This window comes from Streptomyces sp. NBC_00988 (genome assembly GCF_045162645.1).
GTDB lineage: Bacteria > Actinomycetota > Actinomycetes > Streptomycetales > Streptomycetaceae > Streptomyces.
In genome coordinates, this window is the sequence record NZ_CP108730.1 from 6033816 (window position 1) to 6055303 (window position 21488).

Sequence of the window (21488 nt, forward strand, 5' to 3'; positions counted from 1 at the left end):
GGGCTCGACTGCCACGAGTGCGTTCTGACGCAGCGAGCAGGCCATCTCCTCAAGCACGTCGCCTGCCCTCACTCCCGGCAAAGTGCGGTGCGCAGTCGTCGCCGGCAGCTGGCGGCACAGCCGAGGGTGCCGAACGCGTGGCGGATGTCATCGCGGATCTCCCAGCGGCTGCGCAGGCGGCGGAACCGGTGCAGTAGCGCGATCGCTCCTTCCACGACCCAGCGGTGGACGCCCAGGCCGAAGCCGTGCCCGGAGCCGTGCCGGGCGATGTGCGGGGTGATCCGGAACCGGCGAACCGTGTCCCGGCAGACCTCGTGGTCATAACCGCGGTCGGCGTACAGGTACTTGGGGCGGCGCAGTGGCCGACCACGCTTGCCGTGCATCGGCGGGACGGCCTGGATCAGCGGGACCGGTCGGGTGACGTCGTCGCGGTTGCCGCCGGTGGTGGTCGTCGCGAGCGGGATCCCGGGCGCCTCGACGATCAGGTGGTGCTTGCTGCCGGTCCTGCCCCGGTCCACCGGGGGCGGACCGGTAACCGGCCCGCTCTTCATCGCGCGGATGTGGCTGGAGTCGACCGCAGCCCGGGAGAAGTCCAGCAGGTCTGCGACCCGCGACTCGCAGAGCAGCAGCTCGTGCAGGCGCTGCCAGACCCCGGCCTCATTCCAGTCCCGCAGCCGTCACCAGCGGGTCATCCCCGAGCCGAAGCCCGGCTCCTGGGGCAGAAACTCCCAGCGGATCCCGGCGTACAGCACGAACAGGATCCCGCACAGCACCTTGCGACTATCCAGACGCTTACGACCCGGCACAGGAACGGCACTGAGACGTCGGCATCGTCGCCACCCCCCAGGGACTCGGCTTCCTCGACGTCGAAGCAGTCGAGGCGCAGACCGGCCACCCCATCCGCTCGGCCTGGCGAACACCGGACCAACCCCGCTCGACTCGCCCCGCGCACCCGCTCACCCAAACCCCCGAAAACGAAGCAGCGCCCAACCCGACCAAAGTCGAATCAGACGCTGCACAGCAGGTCAGAGGCCATAACCCCCGCCCACCACCGGTAGACCCTGTGGGACTCGAACCCACAACCAATGGATTAAAAGTCCTGGCGGGATCTTGCTGGGTGGTTCCGGGCGCTGACTCGGTGTCCGGAAACACCTGGTCAGGACAGGTTCGTTGTGGGGCGCGGTCCACGTCAGGACGGCTCCTGCCGCGCCGTCCGCTCACGCATCGCTCACGCAGAAGGGACTGCTGACCAGTACGTTCGCCCCATCTGACGCTCTTTCGCTTTCCGATCAGTCTGAAGGCGGCGCCAGGTTCGTACCCTCACCTGCCCGGCAGGTACACGCGCGTTTGTGCGTATTTGAACGTGTCACCGTTGGTTCGCACCTGCCGCCGCAAGCCCCACTCGAAGGACTTGTCCCACCACCACCGCGCAAGCCCCTGTCGGATTCGCTTCGTCACAGGCTGCCGCGCAAACGTTCCAACCTCATCGACCTCACTTCGACGTTTGCGCCACGCACTGACCGCCCAAGCCGCAAGCAGAGGGGACTTCCCCGGCACCACCTCTGGATACTCACTGAGCTGGTCCAGGGCAGGCGGGATCGGCCATGATGCGTCGCCAGCCCGCGGCATAGGTGTTGGCCATGAGGTGCTGGGTCTCAGACAGCGGCCGAGGCGTTGTCCACGGCTGTGGTGGTGGGGAATGCGGACGGTACGGGTTCGAACACGGTGCTGATCTTCCTGGGAAGGCGAGGGAAATAGGGGGTAGGGGTGAGGCCCAGCCGAATTCGGTGTGGAGGCGTCCCTGCCGGATACCGTCGATGGCGGCCCGGGTGTAGGCGACGGCGCCAGAACACCGCCCCCGGGGACGACCTGGTTCCCGCACCGGGACTGGACCAGCTGCCCGACCTGGTCGACGCCTGCGCGACGGGTCGGCCTGCAGGTGACCGTCACCGTCGCGGAACGGCGACATCCGCTCCCGCCCGTGCTCGACCTGACCGCCTATCCGATCGGAAGCGCTCGCCAACGTCGCCAAGCGCGCCGCGATCCACAGCGCACAGGGCCGACTCGCCTACGCACCGCACTACTTGACCCTGGCCGTCACCAACGACACCACCGCCGACTGCCCCACGGCCCCGCCCACTTCCGGCGACGGCTTCGGCCTGCTCTACATGCGCGAGCGCGCCGCGAACGCGCGTTCACGGCCCTGACCGCGTAAGGCAAGTCCAACACGGAGATCGCCGAACAGCTCGCCCTGCGCCCTCTGACCGTATGCAGCCACATCCAACGAGCATGACCAAGCCGAACGCCCGCGGTCTCGCCCAGCTCGTCGTCATCGCCTACCGGAGCGGCCTGGCGAAACCGTCCCCGCAGCACAACGGCTGACCAGTGAGGGCTTGCCCAAGTGAGTACTCTGGAATGGGCGTTGATCGGCATTCTGACCTGACGCGGGGGCGTTCGCATGGCTACGAAGATCGTGGTGTCCGTCAAAGGGCTGATCGGGCTGGACGATCCGGCCCGTATGCGCGGCGAACTGGAGGCGGAGACCGGCCTGCTCTGGCGTCCGCAGGAGGTCGCGATCGCGGACGGGGAGGATGTCCTCTCCGGTGGCATCGTCGAGATCATCCTGGTCGCCGTGGTCTCCAAGACCGCCGAGCTGACCGTGACGGCGGCGGTGGACGCCGTGAAGCAGGTCGTCGAGCGATGGCGCGGCGAGCGGCTGGACGGGTTGGACACGTCCGTCGACACGGAACCCGGACCCGGCTCGACGGACCAGGACGACTGACATGGCGTCCAGGGCGGTGGTGATCGGACCGGCGGCGTACGCCGACGGCTCGGGGATCGAAAGTCACCCCTCGATCGGCCGGAGCGCGCGTATGTACGGCGAGGTCCTGGCCGGCGACGCGATGTGGGGTGCCGACAACTGCCGGGTCCTCGGGGATGACGAGGTCCAGACGGCGGACGGCGTCATGCGGGCCTTGCAGAAGGCCGCGGACGAGACGGAGCCCAAGGACATCTTCCTGGTGGTCTACGTCGGCCACGGCCAGTACTGGAGCGATCTGCCCGGCGCCCAGGTGCATTTCTCGGTGAGCTCCTCGCGCGAGAACAACCCCTGGACCTGGCTGTCCAGTTGGTACGTCTACCGCGTCATGCGCCAGGCCAGGGCGAAGCTCAAGGTCCTCATCGCCGACTGCTGCTACTCCAATCTGCTGCCGCAGTTGGGGGAGGAGCCGGTCCTGCCCGGAGTGCTGGGCAACCTGGACGAGGGCACCTGCGTCTTCACGGCCGTCAAGAACGCGAACAACGCCTCCGCCGAAGGCTGTTCGGCCCTGCCTGGGGATCTCGCCGGTTGCACGCCGTTCAGCGGGCATCTGCTGCGCATACTGCGGGACGGCACCACGGACCACGCGCCCCAGTTGACCATCGGGCTGCTGCGTGAAGCCGTCAAGCGGGAGATGGAGAGCTGCGCCGGCGCCCAGCACCAGGTGCCGAGGATGTCGCTGAACGACGCCCGCGACGGTACGCGCCTGTTCACCAACCAGATGGATGCCACCTCCCGCGATCCCGCCCCGTACCGCCCGGTCGCCCCGGAGGACTGGGTCAGGGCCCTGATGCTGGACCGCGACTCCCGCTTCGACGACCTGCTTGAGGACGAGCGCACGACCGGTGACGTCGTCGCCATCCTCAGTTCCCGGACGGACGACGCCAGCAGGCACCTCGCCCGGCGCATAGACGCCCAGGCCAACGACAGGTTCAGCGAACCCCACGCCTTCGCCCGCTACTGGAACCAGGTGGAGAAGGCACTGCGCGTATGACAGACGGCCGGACGGCCGCGAACTCCGAAACGACCGGCGCTCCGGAGAGCGAGGACGGCGACGCGTGGAGTTTCGGCTACGAATGGGTGACCACCTGCAGCGTCGAGGTGTTCGAGAAGCGCATGCAGGCCATGCGGGTGGGGCAGCGGGACACCGAGGGCGGTGAGATGCCGAGCCCGGCCACCGCGATCCGTGCCCTGCACGCCTTCGCCCTCAAGCGCCCCATCGACCAACTCATCGAGTCCGCGCGGTACTTCGACTACCGGGACGCCGTCAACGTGCTGGCCACGGCGGCACTGTGCCGGAACATCGGGCAGGCGGCGGACCTCGCGATCAGGCAGTGGGACGCCGAGCGGGCGAGCGGGGACGACGACCGTCCCCGGCTGACCGACGGCGTCGTCCACGACATCGCGTGCCAGCGGACGGTCACGGATGTCGCCGTGTTCGTCCGGGTGTGCCGTCGCGCGGGCAAGCGCGACCTGGTGGAACGGACGCTGAACGTGTTCACCGAGCGGGGCTCGGGCCGCACCAACCTCGACAAGGCCCTGCTCTACATCGCGCTGCGCGACGAGAAGTGCGCCGAGGAGGCGGCCGAGTTCCTCCGCCAGGCGCTCGTCGCGATCGCCGGCGAAGGTCTGCCGCGGATGTCGGAGACAGTGCCGAAGGAGTTCCACGACCTCGCCGGGGCGCTGAACCACCTCAGCCCCGCCGAGCGGATCCTGGAGGAGTGGGTCGACGCGCAGTTGCAGCTCGACGACCGCGTACACGAGACCAGGCGGATCATCGCCCAGTTGATCGCCACCCGCACGGACAGCCGCGACACCCTCGTGGAACACGTCGGTAAGTGGCGGACCCGGCACGACATCGCGGAGATCTGCGGCCAGTTGGCCAAACCGCCGTACTCCGAGAAGTGCGCGGAGATCCGCAAGCACGCCGCCGCGCGCGACACGATGGAGGACCTCGCCGAGATCGTCCGGATCTGGTACGAGTCCGCCGCCCTGACCAGGACGACCAGGGACCTGCTCGCCGACATCGTGGCCCGGGGGACGGCAGGGCGCGCCGGACCGCGCTCCCCCCAGGAACTCGACCGCCTGGACACGGCACTGAGCAACGTCAACGCTCCGCCGGAGTGCCGGCGCCTGCTGCGCATCGCCGCCGCGGTGCACACCGACGGCCGCTCCGGGGCCGATCTGGTGGCCCTGTTGAACAGGATCGAACGGCCGCGGGACCGCAACCGCGCCGCCCAGACCATCGCCCGGCGCGTCGCGGCCCATGTCCTCGAACACAGCGACGAGGCCGACCTGTTCGTCGCGTACGTCCAGGGGCTGCGGACAGCCGGCCGCGCCGACGCCGTCTACCTGGCCTGCAAGGAGCTGGCGGACCCGGCCGACCCGGTGCGGCCGCCCGCGGGCTCGGGTGCGGTCATCGCCGAGATCGCGGTCGGGCTGTACGACGCGGGGGTCGACCTCGATGGCTGGAACCTGCTCGAACGCTGCCTGGAGAACGAGCAGCGGGTCACCCCCGAGGAAGTGGCCCTGATCGTCGAGCGGTTGCGCGGCGCTCCCGGGCTGAAGACGGAAGACCGGCTCTTCCTGCTGCGGGCCACGGTGGGCCGCTGGTCCGACGCGCGCCGCCGGGAGGAGGCGGTCATGGTGCTGACCGGAAAGGGTTACGAGGACGAGGCCCGGGAGGTCATTCGCTCACTGCGCTGACGGCCTGGGTCTGAGGAGCGGAAGAGGTGGCGGGCGCCGGAGTCGGCAGCATCGGCGGCACTCCGGTCATATGGCGCCTGGACGCCCTGACCATCCCCTCGAAGGAGACGAGCGCCGTGGCGACGGCCAGGAAGCCGCCCAGGAGCTTGTGATGGAAGCCGATCGGGGAATCACCGAGCAGCAGCGTCAGCGACAACAGCACCGCGAGATGGCCGAGCAGCCAGAGCGCCGCCTGGGCCGCGGGGCTCTCACGCACGTCCCGGAACAGCGTCACATGGACCTTGGCGTCGTATATCCGCCCGAAGGCGGGCAGCCACCGGGCCAGACTCGGCAGGAACAGCAGCAGCACGCACCCCACCGCGAGGGTCACCATGCCCTCCCACAGGGACGTCCAGCCGGCCCCGTAGAGGATCAGCGCGATCAGGGCGAAACTCGCGCGCGCCAGAACCTCGTGGGCATCGCGCCGCCGATCGGAATAGCCCTCCAGGTGCGCGCGCAACGCGACGAGGGTGACGCCCGGGACGGCGTAGACGACCAGGGTGAGGACTCCGGTGACAGCGACGAGAGTCTTCCAACTGCCGCCCATCGCCCACAGGACGACCGCCGCGACGAAGAAGTCGACCACCAGCACCAGCCAGTAGACGTCGTACCGCCGGTTCAGGGACGCCTTGCGGGCTGTCTGGAGCCCCCGGTGTGTGAGATGGGCCCGGCTGAAGGCCGCGACCTCGCGGGTGAGCGCGTGGGTGAACACGAGTCCCGCGCCCATGGGCGAGATCACGGCATTCATGTTGAGCAGCACGCCCAGCCACAACAGCCCGACGGCGTTGGCGAAGTGGGCGTAGGGCGACGACGCCATGTGGGCCGTGCTCCACCCGGAGTCGTGGAACCTGGTGAAGACGATCTGGAGCGCTATGTACAGGACCATCGAGCCGACGATGGTCCCGAAGACCGCCCGGCGCAGCCTCGCCGCCTCACCGGGCGACCGCTGCTTGACGTTCCCGGCGAAGTCCAACGGCCCCTGGAAACCGACATAGGCGTAGATCACACCGCTGGTCACGACCGCGGACATCGCCGCGGAGGGGCCCATGCCCGGCGTGTGCTCACCTGTCCCGGGGCCGTGCCGGTCGAACCCGGCCACGATCAGCAGCACCACGGTCAGGACGGGAACGACGATCTTCAGCACCGTCAGCCAGGAGTTGATCCGGAAGAAGATCCGCGGAGCGATCAGATTGACCAGGGAGATCGCCGCCATGAACCCCAGCGACCACCACCAGCCCTTGGCGGTCAGTGCGTCGGAGTCGGAGGAGGCCAGCAGCCCCTCGACCTTCCAGGACAGACCTCTCGTCATCGCGACGGCCTCACTGGCCAGGTTGATCGTGTACATCAGCCACAGCCCCGCCGCGGCCACCGTCGCCACCAGCGCACCGCTGCTCTGCAGCGGCAGGAAGATCAGCCCTCCGGTCTTGGGAGCGGCCGTCCCCAGCTCGACCATGACTCCCGCGATCAGCAGCATGAGCAGACCGCCGAACAGCCAGGCGAGCCAGGCATCCGAACCGGCCTTGGCGAACGCCTCGTTCGCTCCCAGCATCCAGCCCGAACCGATCACACCACCCGCGGCGAGACCGACGAGATGGAACACCGACAGCCGCCGCTGCTCGTCCTCGGCCTCGAACCGCGATCTCTGGAGACTCATCCGCCTATCCCCCGCGTAGCGTCGGCAGCTCCTCACGCACAGTGGCGACAGGGTACAGCGGGGGCTTTCTGCCGCGCTCGGGTTGATCGGATTGCCAGGGCGGTATCTCGGGCGCCGGCCGAGATGGGGCCGTGGCCCGCGTGCCGTACCGCGTTGGCGAGCTGCTGGCGCGCGGAGCTGGCGGCGGCGGACGGGTCGGATGTGGAGTGGTGCCGTCATCTCGGCTGCCTCCTCCGGGAGTTGGCATCGGCGCCGAGGGCGTTCAGCAACTCGGCCCTGGGTGCGGAGGTCGGTTCCGCTGATTCCGTGACCGGGTTGCACTGGGTGAATTACCCTGCGTAGTGCAGTTGTTACGGGGATGCGGTCGGAAGCGGGCCGTCGGGTTGTGGCTGGGGTGATGGTTTCCCGTCGCGCTGAGGTGGTTCCACACGTCCCCCGTCGCTCACGTGCATGTCCCGGAGGGAGTGGTATGCCGCAACGGCGCGTCATCACCGACCGCAGTCAGGAACCCCGCCAGCGGTTCGCCGAGGAGTTGCGGAGGCTACGGGATGCGAGCGGGCTGAGTCTGCGGGCGCTCGGTGAACGGCTCGGCTGGGACTGGTCGTTGTTCGGCAAGATGGAGAACGGCGAGACGCTCGGCAGCCCGGAGGTCGTCCAGGCGTTGGACACGCACTACGGGACGCCGGGGCTGTTGCTGGCGTTGTGGGAGCTGGCCGCAGGGGACCATACGCAGTTCCGCGAGCGGTACCGGCGGTACATGGCGCTGGAGGCGGAGGCCGTGAGTTTGTGGCACTTCGCGGTGAGCGTGCTGCCGGGGTTGTTGCAGACAACGGGGTATGCGCGGGAGATGCTGGCGGCGGGCGGGCTTGAGGGGAAGGAACTTGAGCAGCAGGTCGATGCCCGGATGGGGCGGCGGGAGTTGTTGGTGGGGAAGGATGCGCCGCCGTTCCGGACGATCCTGTCGGAGGCGGTGCTGCGGACGCCGTTGCAGGACGGGGCAGAGTGGCGGGGGCAGTTGGAGTACGTGGCCGAAGTGGCCGAGCGGCCGAACGTGACGGTCCATGTGCTTCTGCAGAGCGCGGGTTTGCACGGTCTCGTGAGTGCCGACATGTGGTACCTCCTCCTTCCGGAGGGCAGGACCGTCGCGTATACCGAGAATGGATACAGGGGCGAACTCATCGAGGAGTCCGGCCCTGTTGTGAGTTTGCAGAAGGCGTACGATGCGGTGCGCGACCTGGCGCTTTCCCCGGCGGAGTCGCGGAAGTTCATCCTGCAGATGTTGGAGGAAGTCACGTGCGATCCATCGACCTGACTGCCGCGTCCTGGCGTAAGAGCAGCTACAGCAACCAGGACGGTGGCGCTTGCGTCGAGGTCTCTGACGACTTCGCCGCTGTCGTCCCGGTACGGGACAGCAAGGTTCCCCACGGGCCGGTGCTTGTGTTCCCTGCCGGCGGGTGGACCTCCTTCGTTTCGGCAATCGGGAACGGGCAGCTGAGCGACTGATCAGGCAAGGCGACGGCCCCGCGATCTGTTCCGATCGCGGGGCCGTCGGCGTAACTGGCGGACTACTTCTTGGTGGTACGGCGTCCTCCGGTGGCGTCGGCCGGGCGCCAGGCGCGCAGGTCGTCATCGGTGAGGGGCTGGAGTGCCGGCAACCCGGCGAGGAGCGGGGTGACCTCTTGAGTGGTGAGGCCCTCGTGGGTGGCGATGTATGTGCGGCGACCGGGGGATCCGTACGGCTGTCAACCGTCAACTCCTTTGCAGGGGAAGGCATCGTGAGGGCTGGTCCGGGCCGCTGACCTTGAACTCGGCCCAGCACCGCTTGCCGGACGGCAGCGGGTCGATCCCGTGGCGGTCCGCGAGGGCGGCGACGATGAACAGGCCCCGTCCGCCCTCCTCGTCCACATCCGGCAGTCCGACCCGCGGGGCCTCGAAGCTGGCATCGGTCACCTCGATCAGCAGGCGTTCGTCGTTCAGGCGGGCGCCGGCCGAGATAGGGCCGTGGCCCGCGTGCCGTACCGCGTTGGCGAGCAATTCGGCGGCGACCAACTCCGCTGTCTCCAGGAGTTCCTGATCGAGAGAGGCGTCCCAGGCCCGTATCCCGATGGCGAGCTGCTGGCGCGCTGAGCTGGCGGCAGCAGGTGTGCCGTGAACGGGGAAATGGATCTGATGCGCTTCCATGAGTGGCCTCCTGGATCGGTGTGGCAGCTCCACGCAACCGCTTCGGAGGCAAGCTGGGCCACGCCGTGTGCCGTCGCTGCATCACTTATGCAGGAGCTGCATCGCGGTCAATTGCCGCTCGGTTACGCTCGGTTGAGCAGGCAGGATCGGCGACGGCGGAAGGGGCCGTGGCAGATGGCCGAAGCACACAGCGAAGCAAGACGGATCGGTGAAGCGATCCGTCAGGCACGGGTGTTACAGCGGCGCTCGCAGAAGGACGTTGCCGCCGCTCTCGGCTACCACCAGTCCAAGGTGAGCCGTCTGGAGAGCGGGCGCGGCACGGAGGACATCCGCGTCCTGCGTGCCGTAGCCCAGGAACTCGGCATCGCGCCCCACCAGTTGAGTCTCGCCGCTTTCCCCGATGCCTCCGCCGCCGATTCCGAGACAGAAGACATGCACCGCCGTACCTTCCTCGCCGCAAGCATCGCCGCGCTCGCAACCCCGGCTGCCTCGGCCGCCGCCCACAACGACCTGGTCCAGGCCCTCCTGCCTGGCTTGAGCCCGGCGAGTACCGGCGCCGTCATGGACACGACGGTTCTCCGTGACCGGGTGGGAGCGGCCCGTGGGCTCTTCTACACCTGCGACTACACGGAGCTGGAACGCATCCTGCCCGGCCTGGTCGCCGATCTTCGGCTGGCCTCCGCCGGCACTCTGGACAGCGACGTGCTGTCCGCACTCCTGGCCACGGCCTATCAGACGTCAACCAGCCTGCTGCTCAAGCAGCACGACCAGGGCAGCGCCTGGCTCGCGGTCGGTCGTGCCATGGCTGAGGCCGAACGCTCCGGTGACCCGGTGGTCCTCGCCTCGAGCGTCCGCGTGCAGACCCATGTCCTGGCCCGCGAGAAGCACACCACCCAGGCCGTCACCCTCGTCCGGCATACGGCCGACCAGCTCACCGGCTCCTACGACCGCCGCTCCCCGAAGTACCTTGCAGCCGTAGGGCTGTTGCTGCTGCGGGGTGTGACCGCGGCCAGCGGCGGTGGCGACCGCGCGGCCACCGAGGAGTTCCTCGCCGAAGCCAAAGAGGTTGCCCGGTACGTCTCCCTCGACCGTCCCGACGCCTGGGCCAACTTCAGCCCCACCAACGTCGCCCTCCACGAGCTCAGCGCTCTGGTGGCCTTCGGCGACGAGGGCCTCGCCCTGCAAGCGGCCCGCCCGCTCATGCGCCGGCACATCCCCGTGCCCGAACGGCGGGCGGCCCTGTGGGTGGAGACGGCCCGCGCCTACAGCCAGCAGGGCCGCCTCTCCGACGGCTACCAAGCCCTGCGGATCGCCGAGACCTGCACCGCCCAGGACGTTCGCCGCCCCGCCGTGCGCGACCTGGTTGCCGACATGGCCGCCCGCGACCGCCGTCGTACCCTGCCCGAACTGCACCACTTCAGCCGCCAACTGGGAGTCCCTGCGTGACCGAGCCGAACGCTCCGGAGACGAAGCCCTTCCTGTATGTCGTCGTGTGCGCGTGCGGTATCGCCGGCGACGTCGGCAAGCTGATCACCGCAGCGCAGGAACGGCACTGGGACGTCGGTGTCGTCGCCACCCCACAGGGGCTGGGCTTCCTCGACGTCGAGGCGGTCGAGACCCAGACCGGCTACCCGATCCGCTCGGCCTGGCGAACGCCTGGCGAGGCCCGACCGCTCCCGCCTGCGGATGCCATCGCCGTTGTCCCGGCGACCTTCAACACGGTCAACAAGTGGGCTGCCGGCATCTCTGACACCCTCGCCCTGGGCATCCTCTGCGAGGCGTACGGCATGGATATCCCCGCAGCCGTACTGCCGTACTTGAACATGGCCCAGGCCGCCCACCCCGCGTACCAGCAGAGCCTGGCTCGGCTGCAGGAGATGGGCGTCCTGATCGGCAGCTACGAGCCCCACCGGCCCAAGGCCGGCGGCGGAGCAGACCGCTTCCGCTGGGAGGAAGCCTTGGATCTGCTGGAGCCCCGGCTCTCCCGGTAACCGCAGCCAGGGGTGGTCAGGATCCAGGCAGTAGTGCCATGACGGTGGACTGGACGAGTTGGGCTGCGGCCAGGAGGTTGGGGAATCCGCCGCAGCGCTCGACGAGGTTCTGGAGCATGTAGCGCAGGGTGCCGGGGTCTCGTTCGGGTTCGTCCAGGCGCGGGGTGATCATGGCTAGGTCGCGCAGGGCGGCGTCCACCTCGGGGTACTGGCCGCGTAGTTCTTCCAGGCGCCGTCGAAGGTCGTCGATGCTCTCGCGAGCCTTGTCCACGGCTTCGTTGGTGATGTTGTTGGTCTGGCTGACGTTCTGGGAGAACGCCGCGGCTTGGGCGGGTCCCGTCATGTTGCCGGTGTTGATGATGCCGAAGTTGGGTCCGTTGGGAACTGGGTCGGGCTGGCGGCGGATGGCCATGCGAGGCTCCTGGTGGGGGTGCGCGTCAGTTGGTCATGGAGGGGTTGTTGGAGAACGGCGTGGCCTGTACGGGGCCGGCCATGGTGCCGCCGTTCATGACGCCGAAGTTGTAGATCGCGGTGGCCTGTTGCTGGTAGGCGGCGATGTCGACGTTGTGGTCACGCAGGAAGATCTCGGTGGAGTCGAAGACGCGGCGCTGCATCATCTGCACGTAGTAACGGGCGTCGTCATTGGTGTGCATGTCCTCGATCCAGCTCACGCTGTACACCTCGCGGAGGCTTACCGGTCCGCTGCCCGAGTCGAGTTCGGGGAGCTTGCGGGCCGTGCGGCGTATGAGCCGGTCGAGGCCGATGTAGATGTCGCCGAGAGCGTTGAACGCGGCGCGGCCTAGCCATCTCAGGCTCCGTGGGTCGGCGGGCTTGAGACCGGCGACCTTCGGGTTGAGCGGGGCCATGATGTGCGGCCGGACGGTGACGCGCAGAAAGCCGCCCTGGTAAGCGAGGTGAACCAGGACGGCGGCGATGAGTTCGCCGTTCCAGGCGGTGACCCGGGCCCAGATATAGCGGCGGGCGATCTCCTCAACGGGCTTGTCGCCAATGTTGTCTTCGGCGAGGGCGTGCAGGGTGCGCCAGGCGTCGTCGTCGATCTGATCCCAGCGCTTGTAGTGGATGCCGGCGATGCCGATGACCTCCATGCGCGGGATGGGGTGATCGCGGTGATGGGCGGGTGCCGGGTCGTCCAGTCGGCGCGCGACATGCGTGTGCAATTGGGCCACGGTGAAGTGCTTCAGCGGCTTGCGGGCCACCGGCTTGTTGTGCTGAGACAGGGCATCCAGAACGGCCTTTGCCACCTCGGCCATGTCGGGTTGACCCGGGCGTTGTGCTGGCGAAGCGAGTCCCGAAGGCAGTCCGGTGTCGTCGTCTCCCGCATCCTGGTTCTCGGGGGCCGGTTCGACGTCGATGCCGATAACCGCGGGCGGCCATGCCTGAAGACCCGCTCCGAGAAAGCGGTCCCGGTCGCCGCTGTCGCGGCGCTCGCGGAGATACGGCAGAGCGTGCGCCTGAACGGCTGTCGGAGCCGCGTGCAGCTCACCGGCCAACAGGGCGTTGAGGCGCGTCTGTGCCAGGTAGCGCTCGACCAGGTACACGCCCCACACCCCGACGATCAGGGTGAGGGCGGCCCATCCCACCGTCAGACTGCCGGCGATGGCCTGCCAGACGACAACCGCGACCACCGCAGCGACGGCCCATCGCCGTTTCCGCATATGTCGTATGGCGCGGTCCGAGGCTTCCACCACGGGTTCCTGGTGGAAGCCATACACCGGCACCGGCCGCTTCGACTTCTTGATCCTCCGCCGAACCCAGACCGCGTAATCCTCACCCACCACGACCGACGGCGGTACCGGCTCGGAGGAACCGGCGGCCTTCTCCGCCTCCTTGGGAGGAAAGAGCCACCGCAGCCGCTTCTTTACGGCTGCTTTCAACTTCTTCCAGAGTCGGGCCAGTTCGGCGCGTAACACGGCCAGCCAGTCCGTACGGGCGAAGGCCGCAGCGCTCAACCGGCGGGTGACCCCCTCGGTATAGACCCCATGCTTGATCACTTCCCGCGCATCAGCCGCAGGCCCCAACGGCACCGCTGGTGCCGAAAAGACAGACTGATGCTCCCCGTAGGACAAGTCCCCCACCCCCGTGTCTCCGATGCCCCACCGCGACACCTGAATACGGCGGACGCAGAGGGGCATCGTCCTCGCGCATGGCAAGCGCTGCCATACCGCAAACCCGCACAAGCCGCGCACTGGGGCATTCGGATCGAACAATGACCGAAAGGCGCCTCCGTGTTGTGGGGCTACCGACGGCGTAGGTGGCATTCCGCCGAAACTCCGGCGTTGGGCGTCACCGGGAGCGCGGCCGTGCTTGGGTCGGCTGTTGCGGGACTGGAGCGACTGCTGTCATCGGAGCCGAAGCGCCGGTGTGCTGTGCGGCAGTGCTGCGGGCCTGTGCCGCTCGGGCTCGTGGGCTGGGTGCCGACCGTGCGCTGAGGCGTTGGATGCGCCACGTCAGGACCCGTGCAAGGGAGTCGGCGTCGTCCAGGGCGCGTTGGTCGGCGGCCTGTTGGAGGAGCTGCTGCGGATCGTGGCCGGCTGCCTCGGCCTCGGCGAGGACGGCGGTGAGCGCGCCGAAGGCGGGGTCTTCGACGACCTGCTCGGCATGGTCGGGGACAGCTTGGTGCAGGTGGTAGATGTGCCGGTCCACAGTCTGCTGCGGTGGTCGGCGTTGGGCGAGGGCAGCCAGCGGTACGGCGGCTGCTTGGTCGTAGGCGGCCTGGAGGTGGACCAGGGTCTGGTGGGCGGCGGCGACCTGCTGGTCGTGGTGGCGGAGTTGGTGCCAGCGGGCGGCGGCGATGACGACGAGGATCGCGGCGTCGAGGAACATCGCCAGGGCGGCGCCGTCCTTTGGGGCGGGCTCTCGGAGCATCGCGCGTACGGCGCCACGCAGGGCGCGGGCGTGGTGGTGATCGGCGCGGATGCGGGAGCGTGTGGCGCGTTCGAACGCGGTGGCCGCTTCTCGGAGTTGGTGGCGCACAGTTTGGGGTGTGACGAGGGGAAGGGCGTCGAGAGCTTCACCGAAGGCGGCGAGGTGACCTTGGGAGGCTTGGTCGTCGGGTTGGTCGAAGTGGTGGGGGATGCGTTCGGCTGCGGCGGTGGCCTGATGCCAGGGGTTGGGCCTGCGCCCGCCCGACTGGCCGGTGGGCTGCCCCATACTCGCCAGGCGTTCTTGGATCTTTGGGAGGGACAGGTCCGGGGCGAGTTTGGAGCCGGAGTACCAGATGGGACCCTGGGCGTCGTCCGCGACGGCGACCTTGTATCCCCGTACGTCGCCTGAGGGGAAGTGCACGACCTCGACGAGCACGCCGTCGATGTGGCTGAGCAGGTCGACGAACTCCTCGATGGTGGAGGCGGCGGCCACGGCGGTGCGGACGGTGGCGCGCAGGCGTTCGCGGGCGGTCGTGTCGTGGCCGACGCGGCGGGCCTTCTCCTGTTCGGCGCGGGTGGGGCGTTTGGCGGCGGTGCGATCTCCGCGGACGACCTGGAAGAGACCGTATTCCTTCTCGATGGCGGCGAGTTCGTAGTCGGCGGTGAGGTAGTCGTTCCAGTGGCGTGCGGTGCGCAGGTCGGCGCGCACCTTGGTGGCGGCGATGTGGATGTGGTCCGGCGCGTGGCGGACGGCGACCCAGCGGCATCCGTCCGGATCGCCCTCGGGTGCGATGCCAGTGGCCGCGACGACGCGGTGGGCGATGTCGGCCCACTCCTCGTCGCTGAGGTGGCGGTCGGTCTCGGCTGCCCGGATCGAGCAGTGCCACGTGTGCTTCTCGGGGGCGTGGCCCAGTCGCCGGGCCTGTTTGACGTGCAGGTCGAGGTCGGCCACGAGGAGCTTTCGAGTGGCGTCGAAGTCGTCGGCGCGGCCGGGGTCGGGGGCGAAGCCGTCCCAGGAGGCGACCAGGTGGGGGTCGGTGTGGTCCTTGGCCTTTTTCGTGTCGAACAGGTACCGGATCAGACCGGCTGTGTCCTTGCCGCCGCTGATCTTCGCGATCATCGGGCGGGCTTCTTGGCGACGGCCTGGTTCGCGGCGGACGCGATGTGGCGGACGGAGGCGCTTACTGCGTCCAAGGTGGGTTCGACCTGGGCCAGCATGGCGTTGTCCCCAGGGTGTGGATGGCCGCCGGAGTGGAGCTTCTTGGTGATCTGGTTGATGTTGTGGCCGATCTTGGCGACCTCGCGGCGCAGGGCGGTCAGTTCGTCGATGTAGTCGTCGAGGGGTGTGCGCTGGCCGGGCAGGGCGAGGTCGCCGTGGAGGTGGGCCATGACGACGGCGCCGACGTAGTGGGCGCCGGCGATGTTCAGGGAGCGGGCCTTGGCGAGGATCGCGGTCTTCTCGTCGGTGCTGTAGCGCACGTCGACGCGTTCTTTGCGCTGGACGGGTTCACGCTGACGGCGGCGGGCGACGCGATGCAGCGCGGCGGCATCAGCTGCTCGCGTCAGCGGAACGGCGGCGGTCTCGACGAGTTTGTCCTGCTCGGGCACCCCCTGGTGCCCGAGCCCCTCCGCCACCCCTGGGGCGGAGGCACCCTCGTTGGACCGGCCCTTGGACGGTCCAACGGGATACCTTGCTGGCTGGGTTGCGGTGGTGGTCATCTCCCGCTGAGTAGTGGGGAGTTCGTAGCCCGGGTCATGCATGAGGGGGTTCTCCGTGGCGCGTTCGTGGGGCGGGAAACTGTGGACTCAGAAGGCGCGGGCAGATGCCCTGTCGCGTTCGGCCTGCCGCTGAGGGGCGGACTCGTCGAGTTCGGTCTGCAAGGCGTCCTTGACCTTTTCCGCGTCGGCCCTGCCGACGGACAGGCCCGCGCCCCGTATCGCTGCTTCGATGTGGCGGCGCGAAGCACGGCCTCCCCGTCCGAGTGGCGCGGTGCGGGCGATGGCGAGGAACTCCTCGGAGACCGTGCTGGACTCTTGGTCTTCCGGCCCGTCCGAAGGATGCGGGAGCTCCGGTGGATTGGTGGCAGCCTGCGCCACGTCGGTGTGCCGGTCCGCCACTTCAAGAGCGGCTGGCTGCGGCGGACCGGAGCCGTCATCCGCAAGGCGGACAATCTGGGTGCCGTTGTGGCTGCGGTCGGCAGCGTTGTGGCGTTGAGCGGTGTCAGAGGGCTCGGCAACGAGCTGGTGGATCTGTCGCATCAGGACACCGAAGGCCAGCAGCGCGGCGGTCGGGGGCACCGCGGCAACCACGTAGTCGAGCATGGGCACGGCGCCGGTGCTACCCGTGCCGCTGACGCCCGCCACGTTGAGCGCGATGGAGCCGAGGGATCCGGTCGCGGTAAGGGCGATGGCCCACCCGTCGGTCGCTTGGCGCAAACCAGCGCGGAGCATGAGCAGTTCACCCGCGATGATGAACGCGTCCAGCGTCGCCGGCCAGGCCCACTGGCGGACCGGAGAGTTCCTGAGCCCATGTTGTCCTGCGACCTCGGCGAGATGCGCGTACGAGAGCCAGAACCCGCCGGCCGTGAGGGCCACGATCACTACGCCTGCAGCGATGAGCGTGAACCGCTCGGCGGCCTGCTTGGTCGTGGTTGGTAGTCCCTCGTCGAGGAGGTCGTCTCGGTTGCTGGCGGTGGAGAGGTTCGTCAAGCCGGGTGCTCCTGGGCGTTGGCGTGTGGTCCGTCTTTGCCGTCTTGGCCGTTGCAAGCGCAGGTCAGGGCAGGTACGGCACGGGGTTTGGTCTGCCGTCTCGGCCGATGCCGGAGGCGTTCTCCGACCTGTTCGGCCGGGACGGCGTGGTGGTGGTGTGCCGTCCCGGCGGCTGACACCCTGACCTGCGGCGATACGGCGGGGACGCGCGGGACGGCACAAGACGGATCGGGACGTGGTTCTGGCCCCGCAACGCGGCCCTCATGATCGCGTTGCCGTCTTGCCCCCGGTTGCCGTCTTGTCTTCATGCCATTTGACCTGCGGGATCACGGCAGGGACGGCAGGGACGGCCACCCGGGGGATGCGGGGCTCAGCCCGAGGCGGGGGCGGTAGGCCCGGCGTCCACCGGGTGGACGGTGGGGCAGTAGCGCCGCCAGGCGTCGAGGAACTTGCTGCGCATGTAGCCCTTGCGCTGGGTTCCGTCGGCGAGGCGGACGTTGCCGGGCTTGATGACGTACGGGCTGAGCATCCGTGCCAGTTCGCGGGAGTCCAGCCCGTTGCGCCCCCACTCTGCCCACGGGGCCTCTGCGTCCTGGCGCAGGTGGTAGAGCAGCTCATCCGTGGAGAGGCTGTCCGGCTCGCGCTGGGCGGCGAAGACCCGGCGGATGTCGGCGAGGATCCGGGCACCGCCGGGCCGCTCTTCCTCTGCCTCAACCTCAGTGGCCACCATCCGCGCACACGCCTCGCGAGCGCGACGGGGCCAGGACGCGGCGGCCAGGTCGGCGACTATGACCAAGGGCTCCCAGGTGTCAGCCGCCCGGTCCTCCACCGGCATGACCGGCTCCAGTTCCGCCGCCTCGTCCAGCAACGGCCTGGCCCAGGCAGCGATGCAGTCGCGCAGTTCATGCAGGGCCGGGATGTCGCGGCGGGAGCGGAAGGGCTTGACCTTCTCGCCCTCGGCCCGGCGCCGCATCCGGATCACGATGGCCCGGTCCATGATCGTGTCGGGCAGGTCGCCGATCCCCGCGATGGCCGCCATGGCGAAGGTCGCGAAGCGGTGCGGGGTGTGGTCGTTGCCGACGACCCGGGTGACGTATCGGTTGCGCTGGTGGCCGGCGTTGAGCAGGCCGCGCATCTCCTCGTTCTTCTCGGCCACCTTCGGGGTGCCGAAGATGGTGTCGGCCTCGTCCACCAGGAGCGTGGGCGGGTTCTCCTCGGTGATCGACCGGAAGATGGCCGCCGGTGTGGTGTTGATGGTGAGCATCGGCTCGTGGACCGTCTCGGTCAGCACGTCCAGCAGCCGCGACTTGCCGCACCGCTTCGCCGGTCCCACGACCGCCAGACGCGGCGCGTGCTGCCACGCTGCCTGGAGATGCGTCGCCGCCACCCACAGCGTGACCGCGTCCAGCGCCTCCGGCGAGGGCAGGATCACGAACTTCGCTATCTGCGCACGCAGTTCGTCCAGAAGCGCCGAGCCAGGCGTCGGCTCCGGATCCGCCACCGTGTCCTCGGCAGGCTGTTCCACCGAAGTGGCGTCAGGCGCACCGTCGTCGGCGGTCGGCGGGGCTTCGCCGGAGTGGTGGCCGAGCTGGCCGGGCACGGTGACGGGCGGCCACGAGGGCTTGTCGGAGTCGGAATAGGGCTCGGCTCCCGCATGTTCCACGGGGCAGCTCCTTTTCTGGCGGTGGCGGGCGTGTGTGCCCTGGCCGCCGGGTTGGTTCTTCACGGGCCGGTTGGGGTTGCTCGGGCCTCCGGCGTTGCACCGCCGGGGGCCCATCCCCGTCTCGCGGGCACCAGGCCACCGCGAGGGAACACGGACCGTACGTCCACACCCGGCAACAGTCCAGCATTTCTGTGTCAGCTCAGCGCAGAACCGTTTGCTACGGTGCCGCGCCATCACGCCGCCAGACCCAGCAGATCGAGCAGATCCGCAGTCACGACCCGGTAGGCGTTGCCCAGCCGCAGCACCTTGCACGGGTACTCGCCCCGCTTCGCCAGCTCGTACCCCTTGCTCCGCCCGAGCCCGAGAGAACGGTTGCCTGTGTCCAGGTCAACGGACACGGGGAGGGCGAGAAGCTCCTCCCGGCTCATCCCCTTCGAGTCCTTCATCCGTCCGGCCGTCGCGTCTTCGCGCATGCAGTGCGCCCCTTTTCGGTACAGCCCTCGGCGAACGTGGCCTTCACGTCCGGCTCCAGGCGTCTATAACCATCATCGGGAAGCTAATGTGTCTCCATGACACAACGCGGTGGGGATGCTGATGAGGACGAGGTTCCCGAGTGGGAGGACCGGGTCAAGGCCAACGTGGCCGGCGAGGTCCGGCGCAGAAGGAAGGAAATGGGATGGAGCGCACAGGACTTGGCCGACCGGTGCGAGCAGCTCGGGCATCCCATCCCGCGCAACGTGATCGCCAACATGGAGTCCGGCCGCCGGGCCACCCTGCCCCTGGTGGACGTCATCGTCCTGGCCGCCGCCCTGGAGACGTATCCGGTCTGCCTGATCTTCCCGGTCGGCTACGTCGACCGAACCCAGGAACTCCCTTTCCAGGACCTCGTGCCCACCTGGGACGCACTGCGTCGCTTCACCGGCGACGAGGCCACGTTCTTGTACGACGCGGGCCTCATCCCCGACTTCGAAGCGCACGACAACCTCGTACGCACCGCTCTGGCCGCCCTCGAAGAAGCGGAACAGGCACGGTTCGCGGCCAAGACGGCAAGCAACCGCGCCCAGCAGGAGGAAGCCGAACGCAGGCGGACCAAGTACTCCGACGAGGCCATCTCCGCCAAGTACAAACTCCGCTACCTCCGCCGCGACCTCCGCGACGAAGGCGCCACCCCGCCCGATCTCCCACCCGCCCTGGGCGACGTCGACCTGCCCGAACCCGACCCCAACACCACCCCGGAGGAACGCCTTTGAAGGGCTCCACCCACCGCCGCTGCTACTGCCGTGACCCGAAGTCCGGTAAGCCGCTCGGCAAGAACTGCCCCAAGCTCTCCAGCCGCAAGCACGGCTCGTACTCCATACGCCAGGAACTCCCGTCGCACGAAGACGGCACCCGCCGCTCCTTCAGCCGCGCCGGCTACGAGTCCCTCAAGGACGCCCAGGCAGACCTCGACCACGTCCGCTCCCTGCTCGCCCTGGCGGAGAAGGACGACCCGGACAGCCTCCAGCGTCTCGTCGACATGCTGGAGGAGGTCGCGGTCGAGAAGGCACCGCTCCCCGCCATCGAGGAGACCCGGCGCCGACTGAGGGCGGGACTGGCTCTCCGTGGCAGCCTCACCGTCGGCGAGTGGCTCGACCAGTGGTTCGCCGCGAAGAAACGCCGCAAGACGACGCTCAACGGCTACGCCTCCCACATCCGCGTCCACTTGAAGCCGCGCATCGGGCACGTGCGCCTCGACCGGCTCAACGTCGGTCACTTGGTGGAGATGTTCGACGCGATAGCCGACGAGAACGAGGTGATCGCGGCCGAGAACGAAGCCCGTCGCGAGCAGATCGCGCGCTGCAAGCCGAGCAAGCCCGGCCGCCCCGTGGGAGCCGAGCGGAAGCTGCTCGCGGCCGAGCGGGCCAAGCTCGACGAGATGAAGCCGTTCCGGAAGATCACCGGTCCGGCCAGCCGTCAGGCGATCCGCCGCACCCTGCGCGCGGCCCTGAACTCCGCGATCGCCCAGCAGCTCATCACCTTCAACCCGGCGTCCCACGTCGAGTTGGAGTCCGGCAGGCGCCCGAAACCCCTCCTGTGGACCGATGAGCGCGTCCGGCGGTGGCGAGTGACAGGTCAGGTCCCCGGCCCGGTCATGGTGTGGACGCCACAGCAGTTCGGCGCCTTCCTCGACGCGGCCGAGGGCGACCGCCTGTACGCGATCCTCCACCTCATGGGTACCCGTGGCCTCCGACGCGGTGAGGCTGTCGGCCAGGACTGGCACGAGATCGACCTCGCCGCCGGCCTCATCACGCCCGCCAAGGAGATCGTGGTGGACGGCTGGGACCCCTACGAGTCGGAGCCCAAGACGGACGGCAGCGCGAACACGATCGCGCTCGACAGCACGACCATCTCCGAACTGCGCGACCACAAAGCCCGCCAGGAGAAGGAGCGCGCGCAGTGGGGCGACGCCTGGCAGGACACAGGCAAGGTCTTCACGAAGGAAGACGGCTCGTGGCTCCACCCCGGCACGGTCTCCGAGACCTTCCGCCGCATCCTCGCCACGACCGACCTGCCGCCCATCACCCTGCGGGACCTACGCCACGTCACCGCGACGCTCACGCACGGAGGCGGCGGCGACATCCACACGGTGAAGGAGACGCTGCGGCACTCCACCATCACGCTGACCTCGGACACGTACACGAGCCTGCTGCCTGAGCTGGACCGTGAGATCGCCGAGAAGGCGGCGAAGTTGATCCCCCGGTCTCGTCCGGCAGCCACCGATTCGTCCGCCTCAGAGTGACCAAGGACGTGGGATCGTCGACCTGTTCTGTGGTCAGCTGTCGATCAGCCAGTTCGTGAATGT

The 21488-nt window shown here is 68.8% G+C and carries 19 protein-coding genes and 2 pseudogenes; 11 read left to right on the forward strand and 10 right to left on the reverse strand.

Going from position 1 to position 21488, the window contains the following annotated elements; translation table 11 throughout:
- Nucleotides 1-68: 68 nt before the first annotated feature.
- A pseudogene (locus OG496_RS27550) lies at nucleotides 69-875 on the reverse strand (IS5 family transposase).
- On the opposite strand from OG496_RS27550, the pseudogene OG496_RS27555 reads away from it, so the two are divergent.
- The 5 genes and pseudogenes from OG496_RS27555 to OG496_RS27575 form a co-directional block, all read left to right on the forward strand.
- Nucleotides 821-970, forward strand: a pseudogene (locus tag OG496_RS27555) (flavoprotein); the annotation flags it as partial. The pseudogenes OG496_RS27550 and OG496_RS27555 sit on opposite strands and share 55 nt — an antisense overlap.
- A gap of 1114 nt (nucleotides 971-2084) precedes the next feature.
- Nucleotides 2085-2207, forward strand: a complete 123-nt coding sequence (locus OG496_RS27560) for a hypothetical protein (protein WP_405972785.1) — start codon at nucleotides 2085-2087, stop codon at nucleotides 2205-2207.
- 251 nt (nucleotides 2208-2458) lie between these two features.
- Entirely contained in the window at nucleotides 2459-2782 is a 324-nt protein-coding gene (locus OG496_RS27565; protein ID WP_405972786.1) for a hypothetical protein, read from the forward strand.
- Between the two features lies 1 nt (nucleotide 2783).
- Nucleotides 2784-3812, forward strand: coding sequence for a hypothetical protein (locus OG496_RS27570; RefSeq protein WP_405972787.1), 1029 nt, complete (start codon nucleotides 2784-2786; stop codon nucleotides 3810-3812).
- Entirely contained in the window at nucleotides 3809-5524 is a 1716-nt protein-coding gene (locus OG496_RS27575) for a hypothetical protein (protein ID WP_405972788.1), read from the forward strand. The genes OG496_RS27570 and OG496_RS27575 overlap by 4 nt, the downstream gene beginning before the upstream one ends.
- Here the strand turns inward: OG496_RS27575 and OG496_RS27580 are convergent.
- Entirely contained in the window at nucleotides 5505-7217 is a 1713-nt protein-coding gene (locus OG496_RS27580; protein ID WP_405972789.1) for an APC family permease, read from the reverse strand. The genes OG496_RS27575 and OG496_RS27580 overlap by 20 nt on opposite strands.
- Nucleotides 7218-7686: 469 nt before the next feature.
- Here OG496_RS27580 and OG496_RS27585 point away from each other — a divergent pair, with 469 nt between their 5' ends.
- Nucleotides 7687-8529, forward strand: coding sequence for a helix-turn-helix domain-containing protein (locus tag OG496_RS27585; protein WP_405972790.1), 843 nt, complete (start codon nucleotides 7687-7689; stop codon nucleotides 8527-8529).
- Nucleotides 8511-8720: a DUF397 domain-containing protein gene (locus tag OG496_RS27590; RefSeq protein WP_405972791.1), complete on the forward strand. Its 210-nt coding sequence runs from the start codon at nucleotides 8511-8513 to the stop codon at nucleotides 8718-8720. The genes OG496_RS27585 and OG496_RS27590 overlap by 19 nt, the downstream gene beginning before the upstream one ends.
- 246 nt (nucleotides 8721-8966) lie before the next feature.
- Here OG496_RS27590 and OG496_RS27595 read toward each other — a convergent pair whose 3' ends face one another.
- Complete coding sequence (locus OG496_RS27595) at nucleotides 8967-9398, reverse strand: ATP-binding protein (protein WP_405972792.1); 432 nt, start codon at nucleotides 9396-9398, stop codon at nucleotides 8967-8969.
- Between the two features lie 174 nt (nucleotides 9399-9572).
- Between OG496_RS27595 and OG496_RS27600 the strand changes: the two genes are divergently transcribed.
- A complete protein-coding gene (locus tag OG496_RS27600; RefSeq protein ID WP_405972793.1) occupies nucleotides 9573-10844 on the forward strand; it encodes a helix-turn-helix domain-containing protein in 1272 nt (423 codons plus the stop codon).
- A complete protein-coding gene (locus tag OG496_RS27605; RefSeq protein ID WP_405972794.1) occupies nucleotides 10841-11389 on the forward strand; it encodes a flavoprotein in 549 nt (182 codons plus the stop codon). The genes OG496_RS27600 and OG496_RS27605 overlap by 4 nt, the downstream gene beginning before the upstream one ends.
- 16 nt (nucleotides 11390-11405) lie before the next feature.
- On the opposite strand, the gene OG496_RS27610 is transcribed toward OG496_RS27605, so the two are convergent.
- The 7 genes from OG496_RS27610 to OG496_RS27640 all read right to left on the reverse strand — a co-directional run bounded on the left by OG496_RS27610 (nucleotide 11406) and on the right by OG496_RS27640 (nucleotide 19119).
- Complete coding sequence (locus tag OG496_RS27610) at nucleotides 11406-11801, reverse strand: hypothetical protein (RefSeq protein ID WP_405972795.1); 396 nt, start codon at nucleotides 11799-11801, stop codon at nucleotides 11406-11408.
- 25 nt (nucleotides 11802-11826) lie between these two features.
- Nucleotides 11827-13401 carry a hypothetical protein gene (locus OG496_RS27615; protein ID WP_405972796.1) on the reverse strand — a complete coding sequence of 525 codons (1575 nt, stop codon included), beginning with the start codon at nucleotides 13399-13401 and terminating at the stop codon, nucleotides 11827-11829.
- A 292-nt stretch (nucleotides 13402-13693) separates the two neighbouring features.
- On the reverse strand, nucleotides 13694-15394 hold the full coding sequence (locus OG496_RS27620; RefSeq protein WP_405972797.1) for a relaxase/mobilization nuclease domain-containing protein: 1701 nt from the start codon (nucleotides 15392-15394) through the stop codon (nucleotides 13694-13696).
- Nucleotides 15391-16035 (reverse strand): MobC family plasmid mobilization relaxosome protein, encoded by a 645-nt coding sequence (locus OG496_RS27625; protein WP_405972798.1) that lies wholly within the window; start codon nucleotides 16033-16035, stop codon nucleotides 15391-15393. The genes OG496_RS27620 and OG496_RS27625 overlap by 4 nt, the downstream gene beginning before the upstream one ends.
- A gap of 45 nt (nucleotides 16036-16080) precedes the next feature.
- Nucleotides 16081-16983: a DUF2637 domain-containing protein gene (locus OG496_RS27630; RefSeq protein ID WP_405972799.1), complete on the reverse strand. Its 903-nt coding sequence runs from the start codon at nucleotides 16981-16983 to the stop codon at nucleotides 16081-16083.
- A 370-nt stretch (nucleotides 16984-17353) separates the two neighbouring features.
- Nucleotides 17354-18508 carry a DUF3631 domain-containing protein gene (locus OG496_RS27635; RefSeq protein ID WP_405976717.1) on the reverse strand — a complete coding sequence of 385 codons (1155 nt, stop codon included), beginning with the start codon at nucleotides 18506-18508 and terminating at the stop codon, nucleotides 17354-17356.
- 371 nt (nucleotides 18509-18879) lie between these two features.
- Complete coding sequence (locus tag OG496_RS27640; RefSeq protein ID WP_405972800.1) at nucleotides 18880-19119, reverse strand: hypothetical protein; 240 nt, start codon at nucleotides 19117-19119, stop codon at nucleotides 18880-18882.
- A 96-nt stretch (nucleotides 19120-19215) separates the two neighbouring features.
- Here OG496_RS27640 and OG496_RS27645 point away from each other — a divergent pair, with 96 nt between their 5' ends.
- Entirely contained in the window at nucleotides 19216-19896 is a 681-nt protein-coding gene (locus OG496_RS27645) for a helix-turn-helix domain-containing protein (protein ID WP_405972801.1), read from the forward strand.
- The gene (gene xerC, locus OG496_RS27650; protein WP_405972802.1) at nucleotides 19893-21425 is read left to right on the forward strand and encodes a tyrosine recombinase XerC; all 1533 of its coding nucleotides are present in this window, start codon (nucleotides 19893-19895) and stop codon (nucleotides 21423-21425) included. Before OG496_RS27645 ends, xerC begins: the two co-directional genes overlap by 4 nt.
- The last annotated feature ends 63 nt before the right edge of the window (nucleotides 21426-21488 follow it).